13 protein-coding genes are annotated in these 14,522 nt (G+C 36.1%); 7 read left to right on the top strand and 6 right to left on the bottom strand.

The window, feature by feature from the left end; translation table 11 throughout:
• Positions 1-111: 111 nt before the first annotated feature.
• The 3 genes from OOK84_RS06255 to OOK84_RS06245 all read left to right on the top strand — a co-directional run bounded on the left by OOK84_RS06255 (position 112) and on the right by OOK84_RS06245 (position 4,704).
• A complete protein-coding gene (locus OOK84_RS06255; protein WP_264731657.1) occupies positions 112-1,515 on the top strand; it encodes a malonyl-CoA decarboxylase in 1,404 nt (467 codons plus the stop codon).
• Positions 1,516-1,594: 79 nt separating this feature from the next.
• The gene (gene lepA / locus OOK84_RS06250) at positions 1,595-3,391 is read left to right on the top strand and encodes a translation elongation factor 4 (protein WP_264731656.1); all 1,797 of its coding nucleotides are present in this window, start codon (positions 1,595-1,597) and stop codon (positions 3,389-3,391) included.
• 956 nt (positions 3,392-4,347) lie between these two features.
• Positions 4,348-4,704, top strand: coding sequence for a TrbC/VirB2 family protein (locus tag OOK84_RS06245; RefSeq protein WP_264731653.1), 357 nt, complete (start codon positions 4,348-4,350; stop codon positions 4,702-4,704).
• 2 nt (positions 4,705-4,706) lie between these two features.
• Here the strand turns inward: OOK84_RS06245 and OOK84_RS06240 are convergent, their stop codons facing one another.
• From OOK84_RS06240 to OOK84_RS06230, 3 genes are all read right to left on the bottom strand, one after another.
• Positions 4,707-5,705: a pyruvate dehydrogenase complex E1 component subunit beta gene (locus OOK84_RS06240; protein WP_264731652.1), complete on the bottom strand. Its 999-nt coding sequence runs from the start codon at positions 5,703-5,705 to the stop codon at positions 4,707-4,709.
• An 86-nt stretch (positions 5,706-5,791) separates the two neighbouring features.
• The gene (locus OOK84_RS06235) at positions 5,792-5,935 is read right to left on the bottom strand and encodes a hypothetical protein (RefSeq protein ID WP_264731650.1); all 144 of its coding nucleotides are present in this window, start codon (positions 5,933-5,935) and stop codon (positions 5,792-5,794) included.
• Between the two features lie 71 nt (positions 5,936-6,006).
• The gene (locus tag OOK84_RS06230) at positions 6,007-6,129 is read right to left on the bottom strand and encodes a hypothetical protein (RefSeq protein WP_264687946.1); all 123 of its coding nucleotides are present in this window, start codon (positions 6,127-6,129) and stop codon (positions 6,007-6,009) included.
• Positions 6,130-6,203: 74 nt separating this feature from the next.
• Here OOK84_RS06230 and OOK84_RS06880 point away from each other — a divergent pair, with 74 nt between their 5' ends.
• The gene (locus OOK84_RS06880; protein ID WP_434732572.1) at positions 6,204-6,335 is read left to right on the top strand and encodes a TomO hydrophobic C-terminal domain-containing protein; all 132 of its coding nucleotides are present in this window, start codon (positions 6,204-6,206) and stop codon (positions 6,333-6,335) included.
• Between the two features lie 87 nt (positions 6,336-6,422).
• Entirely contained in the window at positions 6,423-8,873 is a 2,451-nt protein-coding gene (gene topA, locus OOK84_RS06225; RefSeq protein ID WP_264731648.1) for a type I DNA topoisomerase, read from the top strand.
• Positions 8,874-9,058: 185 nt separating this feature from the next.
• Here topA and trhO read toward each other — a convergent pair whose 3' ends face one another.
• The gene (gene trhO / locus OOK84_RS06220; protein ID WP_264731646.1) at positions 9,059-9,865 is read right to left on the bottom strand and encodes an oxygen-dependent tRNA uridine(34) hydroxylase TrhO; all 807 of its coding nucleotides are present in this window, start codon (positions 9,863-9,865) and stop codon (positions 9,059-9,061) included.
• Positions 9,866-9,994: 129 nt separating this feature from the next.
• On the opposite strand from trhO, the gene OOK84_RS06215 reads away from it, so the two are divergent.
• Positions 9,995-11,593, top strand: coding sequence for an ABC transporter permease (locus OOK84_RS06215; protein ID WP_264731644.1), 1,599 nt, complete (start codon positions 9,995-9,997; stop codon positions 11,591-11,593).
• A gap of 10 nt (positions 11,594-11,603) precedes the next feature.
• Here the strand turns inward: OOK84_RS06215 and OOK84_RS06210 are convergent, their stop codons facing one another.
• Positions 11,604-12,497, bottom strand: a complete 894-nt coding sequence (locus tag OOK84_RS06210) for an Rpn family recombination-promoting nuclease/putative transposase (RefSeq protein WP_264731013.1) — start codon at positions 12,495-12,497, stop codon at positions 11,604-11,606.
• A 341-nt stretch (positions 12,498-12,838) separates the two neighbouring features.
• Entirely contained in the window at positions 12,839-13,240 is a 402-nt protein-coding gene (gene apaG / locus OOK84_RS06205; RefSeq protein ID WP_253307374.1) for a Co2+/Mg2+ efflux protein ApaG, read from the bottom strand.
• 96 nt (positions 13,241-13,336) lie between these two features.
• Between apaG and OOK84_RS06200 the strand changes: the two genes are divergently transcribed.
• Positions 13,337-14,401, top strand: coding sequence for a 5-(carboxyamino)imidazole ribonucleotide synthase (locus OOK84_RS06200; protein WP_264731642.1), 1,065 nt, complete (start codon positions 13,337-13,339; stop codon positions 14,399-14,401).
• Positions 14,402-14,522 lie beyond the last annotated feature (121 nt).

Here is a 14,522-nt window from a genome sequence, read left to right as displayed (position 1 = left end):
ACAAACGACAAATTCGTCATCACGCTGCTTGTTAGCGGGATCTAGAGATACCGCGGCGGTATGACGTAGGGAAACCTGACTTGCATTAGCCATGTATAATAAAGGAAATCTATGACAAAAGAATCATTGGTAAAAACTGATATAGTGAAAGTTGAAGACAAAAAAGCGGTAAGAAGCTTTTTTAAAATACTAGGTGAAGTGGCAGATGCTGTAAGATCGTGGATTGGTAACATCGGTCCTGATTTAAGCAACAGTCGCGATATCGATAGTTTAGTCTTGAAGATGAACGAGTGCTTAAATCCAAAGGGAGGGGAGGTTTCAGCACGTAAGAATGCTGTATCTCTTGGTAATTTGTACTTAAGCTTATCAGAGAAAGGTAAAATAAAATTTCTGCAAACCCTGGCAGAAAAATTTAGTCTACATAAAGAAGAAATAGATGAGAAAATAAAAGAGTACAAGGAAAATCAAGATCCCGAGTTAAACTATAAATTTGAACAGGATTTAATAAAAATTCTTGAATCACCGCGTTCTAAAATATTGAAGCAATTTATTTCTCTACCAGAAGGCCTCAAGTTTATTGTTGATATGCGTTCTGATGTGCTTAAGCTAAAGAACCAATATAGAAGCTTGAATCCACTAGAGAATGAATTAAAAAATATACTCTATACTTGGGTTGATGTTGATCTACTCGATCTTCGTCAAATCACCTGGGATTCACCTGCATCATTGCTAGAAAAACTTATAAAATATGAAGCTGTGCATAAAATTTCCTCTTGGGATGACTTAAAAAACAGACTAGATTCTGATCGTCTCTGTTTTGCTTTCTTTCATTACAAAATACCAAACGAACCTCTAATTTTTGTAGAGGTTGCATTGGTGAATAAGATTGCAGATAGCATTCAACACCTTTTAGATGAATCAGTACCTTCAAGTGATCCAAGTAGTGCAAGCACTGCTATATTCTACTCAATATCAAATACTCAAGCAGGGTTATCTGGAATCAGCCTTGGTAATTTTTTGATCAAAAGGGTTGTAGAAAAGCTATCGCAAGAGTTTAAAAGTATAAAAACATACGCAACTCTTTCTCCAATACCTGGCTTTACGAAATGGCTAAAAAACAATCTAAACCAAGATGTCACTTTATTGGGCAAACTAAATATAAAACAATCTAGTGCAGAAATTTTAGAAAGTGCAGAGCAATTAAAAACTAACGTTGAATGTACAAATGAAACTAAACAATGCATGCTTAAACTGTGTACATATTATTTACTAAAAGTGAATAATAGTAATGGAAATGCTTATGATCCGGTGGCACATTTTCATTTAAGCAATGGCGCATCAATAAAACAATTAAACTGGATGGCAGATACTTCTGAAAAGGGTATTAGTCAGTCGGCTGGAATGATGGTGAATTATCTGTATGAGTTGCCTAAAATAGATAACAATCATGAAAACTATATGGTTAATAAAGTGATTTCCTGCTCGAAAAAAGTGTCGTCTATGTTGAAGGAGTAAATAGTCTCTTAATAAATAATTGCCCTCACAACACTTAAAATGTAAAATAGTTTTACTAATTAAGTATAGTAGGCCATAAATGAACAACATAAGAAATTTTGCAATAATAGCGCATATAGACCACGGTAAGTCAACGCTTGCTGACCGTTTAATAGAGAAATGTAACGGCCTTGAAGCAAGAGAAATGATCAATCAAATACTCGATTCAATGGATATAGAGCGTGAACGTGGCATTACAATTAAAGCACAGACGGTAAAACTCAATTATACGGCAAACGACGGTAATCAATATTGCCTAAATCTCATGGACACCCCAGGTCACGTTGATTTTTCTTATGAGGTAAGTCGAAGCTTAGCTGCATGTGAAGGTTCACTTTTAGTGGTAGATAGTAGCCAGGGTGTTGAAGCTCAGACTCTTGCAAATGTATATAAAGCTATTGACAACAATCATGAAATAATAGTTGTACTCAATAAAGTTGATCTCCCTGCTGCAGATCCAGAAAAGGTAAAACTCCAGGTTGAGGAAGTAATTGGCATTGACGCAAGTGAGTCAGTTTTAATATCAGCCAAGACTGGTCTTGGAATAAGGGATGTATTAGAAGCTATAGTGACAAAACTTCCAGCTCCTCAAGGTGATGTGAATGCTCCACTACAGGCAATTTTAGTTGATAGTTGGTATGACACTTATTTGGGAGTAGTAATTTTAGTACGAATTAAAAATGGAGTGCTAAAAAAGGGCATGAAGATTGTTATGATGTCTAATAACTCTACATACCAAGTGGACAATATCGGTATTTTTACTCCTAAAAAAGTAATGACAGGTGAACTCTCAGCAGGTGAAGTTGGTTTTATCACTGCTTCAATGAAGGAAGTTGCAGACTGTAGAGTGGGAGACACTATTACTGAAGAGAAAAGACCGTGCAGCAAGGCATTGCCTGGTTTTAAAGAAGTGCACCCTGTGGTATTTTGTAGTATTTTTCCTAATAAAACGGACGACTTTAAATATTTAAGAGAAGCACTGGAAAAATTACATTTGAATGATGCAAGTTTTACTTTTGAAGCAGAAACTTCAAATGCGCTAGGCTATGGATTTCGTTGTGGTTTTTTGGGAATGTTGCATCTTGAAGTTATTCAAGAAAGGCTCGAGAGAGAATTTGATTTAGATCTAACAGCAACTGCACCGAGTGTTATATATAAGGTTACAACGCAAGGTGGTGAAGTTCTGAGCATTCATAATCCTAGTGACATGCCAGATCCAACAAAGATTGAAATGGTAGAAGAGCCGTGGATTACTGCAACTATAATGGTCCCTGACCAATATTTAGGTGAGATTCTATCATTATGTGAAGAGAGGAGGGGAGAACAGGAAGATTTATCTTACATTGGTAACACAACAACAGCATTGTTAAGATATAAGTTACCACTGTCTGAAGTTGTTTTTGACTTTTATGATCGATTAAAATCAATTTCCAAGGGGTATGCAAGTTTGGATTGGGAAATTTCCAGCTATCTGGTAAGCCAAATAGATAAATTAAGCTTTTTAATTAATGGAGAGCCCGTAGATGCACTGGCTTGTATCGCTCACAAAAGCAGAGCAGAAAAAAGGGGGCGTGAAATATGCGCACGCTTGAAGGATCTAATACCACGTCAGCAATATAAAATCGCGATTCAAGCGGAAGTGGGCGGGAAAATTATTGCCAGAGAAACGATTAATCCATATAGAAAAGATGTAACAGCTAAACTCTATGGTGGAGATGTGACACGAAGAATGAAACTGCTTGAAAAGCAAAAGAAGGGTAAAAAAAGGTTGCATTCTATAGGGAACGTAAATATTCCACAGAATGCTTTTATTCAAGCTTTGAAGATAAGTGATTGATCTTAAAAGACTTCTTGTATAGTTTTTGGCAACAACCGTTAGAAACGAAAAAACTTACTTGACAAACTCCGCCAGCCCCCTTATCATGATAGTGAAGGTATTCAGTTATCTTCATCTGTGCAGATTAAACAGCAAAAAAACAACGTACTTGGCGTCTTATTTTTAATTTTTCGCACTATGTACACCTTATGTCTTCACAACATTTCTAGGTTTTTACCTACACAAGCTGAAACGCGCTTATAAGTCGTTTAAGACAGTATAGTACGCCAATTTGCAGGATTAGAGAGTGACAACTAGCTAACGCGGGGTTTCTTTTGCCTTTTTTTCTGCTTAGTAAATTTCTTAACGTTTACAATTTTGTTATAAAAGTAGCTAAATTGGAGCGTTGAGAGTAAAAAACGCCAATTTATAAAGTTAATATAGATAATTAGCCAACCATGGGGTTCCTTTTGCCTTTTTTTTCGTTTGGTAAATTTCTCAAACATTTATGGCTAAAGTAATTTAGGTTCACCGACAACCGTCATCCCGCTACGTGTTAGCGGCTAAGAGATACCGTGAATAAATCACGGTATGACGTAGGATTGCTGTCATCCCGCTGCTTGTTAGCGGGATCTAGAGATACCGCGGCGGTATGACGGTTCGTGGCGGTATTACGGTTAAGCAATTCGTCATCCCGCTACTTGTTAGCGGGATCTAGAGATACCGCGGCGGTATGACATAGGACTGCTGTCATTCCAGCGCGTGACGCTGGAATCTAGAAAAAAGAAAACGGATCCCAGTGTCTGAGCACTGGGATGACATTGTTTACTATGTGATATCGTGCCATATTACAATGTTCGTGCAGTTGTGTGTCAACTACTTTTGTGGCACCGTTTGTTATTCAATCTTTATGCTAGCTTTACTAAAAATTATAGTATTTTAGGTATAATTGCAATATCTAAATTTAAGGTATAGGGATGAACCCTAGGAAAGTTTTTAATATTCTTTTTATAGTATTATTTATTTCTTTTTCTCATGTTGGGAGTGCTGCCGCTGACACTAATGCTGATACAACTGCTCAAGTAATATGTAATATTATTGGCTACGTTTGGGGAATAGGCGGACCGCTTATGACCGTAGTGATAATAGGTGCAGCTTTGCTTGCGATATTTGGTAGAATGCCATGGCCAGCTCTTTTTGCACTCGGTATATTTTGTGCTGTATTTTTCGGTGCTAAAACTATTGTGACAAAAGTGATGGGTGGTATAGGCAGCACTGGAAATACTTCCTTGATGGACCAATGTGGAACAGGAGACACAAAAAAGAACCAATAGGGTTATTTTTTTCTAAAGCAGACCTGATGCACGGCTTCAACTATATCTTCCACTTGTGGTAATGCTTTTTTTTCTAGATTTGCAGCGTAAGGTAAGGGGATGTCCTTGCCAGTTACGCGCATAACTGGAGCATCAAGGTAGTCAAATCCTTGTTCCATAACAACGGCTGACAGCTCTGCTCCTATTCCTGCAAATGGCCATCCTTCTTCTACACTAACTAACCTATTAGTCTTCTGAATAGAGTTAATAACAGTTTGAGTGTCAAGTGGTCTTAAGGTTCTGAGGTCAATAACTTCAGCTTCTATACCTTCACCTGAAAGTAAATCTGCTGCGTTTAAAGCATCCATTAATTTCAGTGAGAAAGCAGTGATAGTTACATCCTTTCCTTCCCGTATAACAGCAGCCTTGCCTATCTCAAGTAGATAATCTTTATTTGACAGTTCAGAGTCAGAAAGTTCATGTTCATGTCCGTAAGCTATTTCGTTTTCTAGAAATATTACCGGACTCAGGTCACGAATTGCAGCTTTAAGCAGACCTCTGCAATCGGAGGCAAAGTAAGGTGCTATCACTTTTAATCCCGGTATATGCGAATACCAAGATGCAAAGCATTGAGAGTGTTGTGCAGCAACTCTTGCTGCAGCACCATTTGGCCCACGAAATACTATGGGGCATCCAAGTTGTCCACCTGACATATAATTTGTTTTTGCTGCAGAATTCACGATTTGGTCGATAGCCTGCATAGAAAAATTAAAAGTCATAAATTCGACAATTGGCTTTAATCCAGCGAATGCTGCTCCAACAGCAAGGCCAGCAAATCCATGTTCGGTAATAGGCGTATCAACCACTCTATTTTCTCCAAACTCTTTCAGTAATCCTTTTGTTACTTTATAGGCACCATCATACTCTGCAACTTCTTCACCGATGATCAACACGTCAGGGTCGTTTTGCATTTCTTCTCTGATCGCTGTGCATAAAGCTTCTCTTACACTTAAGGTTGCCATTTATAAACTTTTATAGACTTTAACTAAAGTAACTATATCAGAATTACTAGGAAGCGTACAAATTAAGTTTTACAAACTGACCTTACTCAGATGATATGAATAAGTATTGCTTGGTTGAAAGCAAGAGAAGATAATAACTTCTCAGAGTGGATAGGTGGCAGTTCTTTTGAGGCACTGTCTGCTCTTACATGGAGTGTAGGAAGAAGACCTCGTGACCCAGATTCTGCCACCGGTGAGGCTCAGTCACCTTTTGATAGCCTGAAGATGGCTTTATGTTTCCTGTTTCTTTTTTCCTTTTCCTCTATAAATATATTGTTTTTATATTCAGTTTAAATATTTCACTAATTCTTTTTATCGTCATTGTTTTTTCATCAACTGCTTTGAGAACTCGTTCTCTGAGGTCTTCACTATATGGGCTTGGCATTTTTCATCTCTTTAATATGCCATTATAACCTATTCTATCCTTCAGGTAAACCTTTCTTGGGTTAGCCTATAGCAGTGGGAATAGCAGTTGGAGCTTGTTGTCTGGTTGCTGCTGCAATCATATACTATTGTAATAGACCTTCAAATTCACTTGAAAATAGCAAGGTCCAAGGGTTTTCTGGAAACCATGAACAACCTACTCTGTAAAATTCACAAGACCTATTAAAATATTTTTTTACTTTTCATCGTATATTTCTCAACATATTATCTTTAAATACTAAAATAATTAACAATATGGCATTATTAATAGTTGAATCACCTGCGAAAGCAAAGACAATAGGCAAATATTTAAGTAAAGAGTTCAAAGTAGCTGCATCCTTTGGACATGTGAGGGATCTTCCAGCAAAAAACGGTTCTGTCGATCCGGATAATGATTTTGCTATAAAGTATGAAACCATTGAAAAAGCAGAAAAGTATATAAAAGAGTTAGTAAAAGCAGCGAGTAAAGCATCAGATATATATCTTGCAACAGACCCAGACAGAGAAGGGGAAGCAATGGCTTGGCATGTGATAGAGACATTAAAAGAAAAGAAAGCAATCAGTAATGAAAACAACATTTATAGAGTAGTCTTTAATGAGATAACAAAGAGAGCAGTTCAAGAAGCAATAAAGAATCCACGTGAAATTAATATGGACTTAGTGCGCGCACAGCAAACACGCAGAGCTTTGGATTATCTAGTTGGATTTAGCTTGTCACCGCTGCTGTGGACAAAATTGTCGGGAAGCAAATCTGCGGGGCGAGTTCAATCTGTTGCATTAAAGCTTATATGCGAACGAGAAGATGAAATCAGTAAGTTTATAACACAGGAGTATTGGAGCATAAAGGCAGAAATACAAAATAGCAAAGATGAGGCTTTTTTTGCTATGCTGAGTCACTATGACAATAAGAAGCTAGAAAAATTTGATATTAAAAATGAAGAAGAAGCAAAGAACTTAGTCAGGGAGATTGAATCAAGGCAATATGCTGTAAGCACAGTAGAACGCAAGCAAGTTAAGAGAAATCCGCTTCCTCCATTTATTACCTCTACTCTACAGCAAGATGCAGTGAATAAGCTGTATTTTAATGTGAAAAATGTTATGCGCATAGCGCAAAATTTATATGAAGGTATCGATATTGGTGGTGAAACTGTAGGGTTGATAACTTACATGCGTACAGATGGGTTTCATATTGCAGATGAGGCTATAAACTCAATTAGAGGGTCAATTAAGTCGTTATATGGTGATAAATATTTACCACAGTCTCCTCGTAAATATGTAAAAAAGGTCAAAAATGCTCAAGAAGCACATGAAGCAATTCGTCCAACTGATATCAATAGAACGCCGGGTAGTATTAAGGATTACTTAACGCCAGAGCAATTTAAATTGTACGATTTAATCTGGAAAAGAACCATTGCAAGTCAAATGGAATCGGCGATTCTTGATCAAGTGGTAGTTGAAATTAGTTCTACTGATCAGAAAGTGATTCTGCGAGCAAGTGGATCAAGTATATTCTTTGATGGTTTTTATAAAGTCTATCAAGATAACATGGAAGCCGAAAATGAAGGCCTGCTACCTGCCATGAAGGAAGGGGAAGCGTGTAAGCTGATTTCAGTTGAGCCAAAACAGCATTTCACTCAACCACCACCTCGTTATAGTGAAGCAAGTATCGTTAAAAAAATGGAGGAAATCGGTATAGGCCGTCCATCAACTTATGCGACAATTATTTCGGTATTGCAGGATCGTGAGTATGTTACACTGGATAATAAAAGATTTATTCCAAGCAGTCGTGGTAAGATCGTTACCATATTTTTAGAAACTTTTTTTCAGCGTTGTGTAGAGTATGACTTCACAGCACAAATGGAAGAGAAGCTTGATTTAATCTCAAATGGACATGCAGATTGGAAAAAAGAATTGAGCCACTTTTGGGTGCCATTTTTTGGTCATGTAAATTCTGTCAAGCAAATGACACATGATGAAGTTTTCAGCGGCATTCACGATTTGGTAGTTAATTGGTTTTGTTCAGAGGAAGGAAAAGAAGAAATAGGTAAGAAATGCCCTGCTTGCTCTGATGGTATATTAAAATTGAACTTTGGGCGAGCAGGAGTGTTCCTTGGATGCTCTAACTATCCTGAATGCAACCATACAAAAGAAATTACAGATAGTAATGACAATTTAGAATATCCAAAAAGTTTAGGTGTAGATGATATAACAGGCCAAGAGGTGGTAATCAAAAAAGGCCCTTTTGGGCTTTACCTTGAGTTTAATAGTGAGTCCAAAAAGAAAAAAACAGTTTCCATACCAAAGGATCTAAATGTTAATGATATTGATCTGAATACCGCTACTCAGTTACTTTCCTTGCCAAAAGTAATCGGAGAACACCCTGAGACCGGAAAGGAAATAAAAATAGGCCTTGGACGATTTGGGTACTATATTTTTTATGATGTTAGATATTTTTCTCTTAAAAAAAGCTCTAAAGAGGTGCTGAATACAGAATTGAGCGAAGCTGTACAAATTATTGCAAACAGTCCACGCAAAGAGTTAAAATCTCTCGGGGTTAATGAAAAAGGAAAAGAAATCTTTATCTGCAAAGGCAGGTACGGGTTCTATATAAAATGCGATAGAACAAACGTTGCTTTGGGTAAGAATGCAGATATTGAAAGCATGGATTTGAAGAAGGCTTTAGAGTTGATTAAGGGTAAGAAATAGACTTCTTGCATAACCATATGCTCTTTATTGTCATTCCAGCGCGCGACGCTGTAATCTAGAAAAAAAGAACCTGGATGCCAGTGTCTGGGCACTGGCATGACACCCTTTCTAGTAGAGGTTGCTCTCAAATCACAACGTGCATACAACTGCAGCGGCATGATGTTTTATTTATTATAGCTATAACACTAAAGTTTACAGTTGAAACAAACCACTTGGCCACGTGGAACTGACTTCAGCTTGTCCGTTGAAACTTGATTTGAGCAGAATATACATTTTATTGTGTTGCTTGGAGTAAGTGAGTTATCAACAGTAATTCTATCATCAAAAACAAAACACTCACCTTCCCAATTACCATTTTTATTATAAGTTTTTTCAAGGTAAGAAAGAATGCCGCCTTTCAGGTGGTATACATTGTTAAATCCAAGATTTTTCATGTACGCTGTTGATTTTTCGCATCTAATCCCACCAGTGCAGTACATAGCTACTTTCAGGTCTTTACTCTCAGAGAAAGACTTTGCCCACTCAGGAAAATCGCGAAAACGCTGAGTATGTGGATTGATTGCATTTTTAAACTTGCCTAATTTCACTTCATACTCATTTCGTGTATCTATTACTAAAACGTCAGGTTGAGAAGTAAAATCATCCCAATGCTCTGGATCAACATATTTACCCTTAAGGGAAATATCAAGATTGCCTACACCAAGATTCACAATCTCTCTTTTTAATTTTACCTTCATCTTGCTAAATGGTTGATATTTTGCTGCACTCTCTTTCCATGTAAGGTCCCTTAGCCTATAATCAGAACGTAGAAAATCGAATATTTTATCAATCGCGTTTCTTTCACCAGATACGGTTGCATTAATACCCTCTTCTGCAAGGAGTATAGTACCCTTTAATTCAATGTTGTCGCATGCAGTTTTTATTTCGTCTTTCATGTCATAATAATTAGAGAGTTCTACAAAGTGATAGAAAGTTGCAATGACGAAGCTCATGATTATTCACTTATCAACTAAAAACATGATATACAAAATTATAAAGATATTCAATAGTACGGCTGTTAATTACTGGATATCTTCAGTTTTTACATATAACATTTTAATATCAAATATAGATCCAAATTAATGTTTTTGAGAGTATTTAAAAATATATTCTTATTTTTAGTAAGTATATTATTCGTCTGTCCTATACTATCGTTAATATCGATTCTATTTACAGAATCAGCAAATTCTGGATGGGTAATCAGCACACTTTTCCCTGAATATATACTGAGTACGCTAATTTTGATGATAGGAGTGGGGGGGATATCCTTCATATTTGGAGTGATTCCAGCATGGCTCACCACATTTTTTTCATTTCCTGGAAGTAAAATTTTTGAGATTGCTTTGTTCTTTCCGATATCGCTTCCTGGATATATAGTAGCGTTCGTCTATGTAAATACACTAGAATTTTCAGGTCCGGTGCAGAGCTCATTAAGAGACATTTTAGAGTGGAGCAAAGGTGACTATTGGTTTCCTGAAATAAAATCCCTAGGTGGTGGAATATTAGTAATGGGATTTAGTTTATATCCATACGTTTATATGCTAGTCCGCTCAAGTCTAAAGAATGTTAGTAACTCAGTCACTATTGCGTCAACACTTGGGTTCTCCTCATTACAGAGCCTGTTTTCTGTCATCATACCTTCCATACGTCCATCAATTATAGCTGGGTTGTCCTTGGTACTAATGGAGGTAATTACGGATTTCGGCACACCACAGTTTCTTGCTATCGATACTTTTACGACAGGAATATATCGCACCTGGTTTTTACTGCATGATAAATATTCAACTACTGTTTTAGCAGTTGCAGAATTGATTTTCGTTGCAACACTAATAGCTATCGAAAAGAAACTACAAAAAAAAGGAATATCTTACTCTTCAATCAACGCTAATGCAGATTATCACAACAAACGGAGTGTAAGTGGCACTATACCATTGATCTTTGCTTATCTTATGTGTGTATTGCCGATATTAATAGGTTTTATTTTGCCAATGATTCCGCTCATATATTGGAGCATAGAGAAGGGGTTTTTCATATACGAAGCAAGGTTCTATAATATAATAGCAAATAGCGTTAGTTTATCATTTATCACCGCATTAATCTCAATTAGCATTGCAATAATGATTGGATATACGGCGCGTAAAAGTAAGGTAATCAATAATGTAGCACGTCTCATTTCTTTAGGCTACGCAATTCCAAATGCAATTATCGCAATTAGCATAATAATATTTTTAAGCAGAATATCTTCTTTCATTACTCAATATATTGTGGAAATTAGCTTGGTAGGAACTATTGGCGCATTAGTTTACTCATATTTATTTCGTTTTTTTGCTATATCTTTCAAGGCGGTAGAATCAGGGCTCAAAAAAACACCAAATGAAATTGAGTGGACTGCATATACCATGGGTCATGGGCCTATTTCCACATGTTTGAATGTTCATATCCCTCTCATCAAGAAGAGTATATTATCGGGATTTTTGCTCGTATTTATGGATACTATCAAGGAGCTCACAGCAACACTCATTATAAGACCATTTAGTTTTGAAACTATATCAACTAGAATATATGAACTTGTAAGCGATGAGCGCTATAGAGAAGCTGCCCCATTTTCGTTGATAATAGTTATAATAGGCTTAATCTCTACAATAACCTTATTTACACTTGATGATAAGGATAAAAAATAAACGTAACCGTTCACAGATTTCCACTTAATTCTTCAATCTCACTAATAGAAAGGCCAGTAAACTTGACAATAGTGTTGACATCAACATTATTAGCCAGCATTGCTTTTGCGACTTCAATTTTCCCTTCAATTTTTCCTTTCTCTATACCTTTTTGTATACCTTTCTCTTCAGCAAGATCAAGTCTGTATTCAAGAATGGCTTCTTCTTTCCGTAGATCCATTATTCTTTCTTCGTAAGCTACTAAATCTTTTTCGTTCCAACGAAACTTGTCTAATTCATCATATGCTAGCTTTATTATTGGCGCTTTTTCTGCTATCTCTTTTAAGTCCTCTTCTGTTGTTTCTTCTGCGTATTTAAAAAAGAAACACCACCTTTCTACTATACTTTCTAACTGCTCTACTTTACTTTTTGAAAATTTGGGCAATTCTATAAAGATAAATTGAAAATCTTTTAAGTAATGGCCGTTAGTTTTTATATCACGTATATTGTGAGTAGAAATATAATCAACTTCTTCAGGAAGTAAGTTACAATTTGATATAGCAATAAAGAAGACTTTCTTTAAATCAATGTAGTTGCCAGATTTATCTAATTGTCTTGAGTAGGCTTTAGCGGCATATAATTGAGCGCGTTTTTCGAAGCCCTTGTCTCTAGCGAGCTGCATTTCTGCTATATATCTATTTCCGTGAGAATCCTTGCAGAGAACATCAACAATACTTTGTTTATCAGAGGCAACTTCGGGATCCATAATAGTGCTAAGAAACTCAACTTCTTGTATTGCATTTATCTCAGTAAACCCTAAAATATCGTTCAAAAAGTGGATCAGGATATTCTTATTTTTTTCCGTTCCAAAGATTTTTTTGAAACACAAATCATTGCGAGGATCGAGAAATTTTGAAAGAGCCATGGCAAAAATGCTTGAAAATATTAATAATTATACACTATTATTAACAATTATTCAACCATATTTTTGAAGATAGCTATAGCTATGCTGCCGCGGTATCTCTTAGCATAGATCCCGCTAACAAGTAGCGGGATGACGAGGTTATCGTCATGCCGCCACGGCGCTAACTAGTAGCGGAATGACGGTTTTTCAAATTGTCGGTAAATCTAAGTCAGTTTAGCTATAGGCAGCAATTTTCTGTATTTATTTTAAATTGAAGAAAGCTCAAATGAAAGATCATGTTTTGCTAAAAATCACAGAATGCAGTCTAACAGTGAACGGTTACAAATAAACTATTTTGATAGTTAATGGGGTCTAGTTTTGACGTATGGACTATCCAAAGAAAAGGGTGGTATCATAACCTCAAAAATTTTTATGCTTTCTTCATTCAGAAATTCATACTTACCCTGCATTATTCCTGACGGTGCATTTAAGTATGTTCCACTTGTGTATTTAAATACCTCTCCAGATTTTATCACAGGTTGTTCTCCGATAACACCAACTCCGGCAATTTCATTTATTTTTCCCTTATAATCTATTATTTGCCAATGACGACTTAATAATTGAATAGTTGATTGGCTTTTGTTTTTTATCTTAACGTTATACATCCATATATAGCAATTTTCATAAGGAATGGATTGCTCTTCAATATAAATTGGTAAAACTGTAACTTCAACAAAGTTGGTAGTTAGTGTGTACTCTATCATTATAGAATATTCATGATAAAAAGATAGTATTTTAATTATATACTTTTTTCATAGATTTTTCAAGTATACTTTAATTAGGAAATATCAATTTATAGTATGAACGAACCAGATGCGCTTAGCAAAAAAGTAATAGGAATAATAGGTGGTGGACAATTAGGTAAAATGACTGCTATCGCTGCAACAAAACTTGGACAAAAAACACATGTTTTTGCCAGTGCTAAGGACGATCCGGCTTGCTCTGTTGCTGATGATTTCACAATAGCAGATTTCTCTGATAAGAAAGCGCTTGAATCTTTTGCACAGAGTGTGGATTTGGTCACTATTGAGTCTGAAAATATTCCATGTAGTGCAATTGATATCGATGTAAATTTTTATCCGGGTAAAAAAGCGTTACACATTGCGCAAAATAGGCTTAGAGAGAAAGATTTCATTAGAAGCTTAAGTATAAAAACTGCTGAATACAAAAGTATACAAAATTATAATGAGCTACTGAAAAGCAGTAGAACTTTTGGCTATCCAACAAGGCTGAAAACAACAGAAATGGGTTACGATGGAAAAGGGCAATATGTGCTTGAGAATGATTCTGAAGTGAAGCAATTTGCTTCCTTTGATTGGAATACAGAGTACATTCTTGAAGCAAGTGTTGATTTACTGAAAGAGGTTTCAATAGTCGTTGCAAGAGATAAAAACGGTAAAGTAGCTTTTTTTCCTATAGCAGAAAATTACCACGTTGATGGAATACTTGATACTTCAACAGTGCCAGCTAAAATAGATAGCAAATTAACTCAAGAGGTACAACGAGCTGCAAAGAAAATAGCAAATGCGCTCGATGTAATAGGAATTCTGGCTATTGAATTTTTTGTTACTAAAGATAACGAATTGTTAGTTAATGAACTAGCTCCAAGACCTCACAATTCTTGCCACTGGAGCTTGGATGCATGTAACGTTAGTCAATTTGAACAGCTGGTTAGGATAATATGCGGGCTACCTATGCAGGAAGTAGTATTACGCTTTCCTTGTATGACGAAAAATATAATAGGTAACGATATATATGATTCTCATAAGTATTTGAGCAACGAAAAAGCTAGTTTAACCATATATGGGAAAAAAGAGGTTAGAGATAAGCGTAAAATGGGACATGTCAATATAGATTTAAGTTAATAGTTTTTCTACGTCATTCTGCCACAACTGTACGAACATTGTGATATGATGAGATGTTACATAGTAAACGGTTTCACTCTAGCACGTATTTGTACGAACATTGTTATTTGAGCACACCAGG

Origin of the sequence: Wolbachia endosymbiont (group A) of Sphaerophoria taeniata (assembly GCF_947250735.1) — a bacterium.
GTDB lineage: Bacteria > Pseudomonadota > Alphaproteobacteria > Rickettsiales > Anaplasmataceae > Wolbachia.
This window is presented reverse-complemented; position numbering and strand designations above follow the sequence as displayed.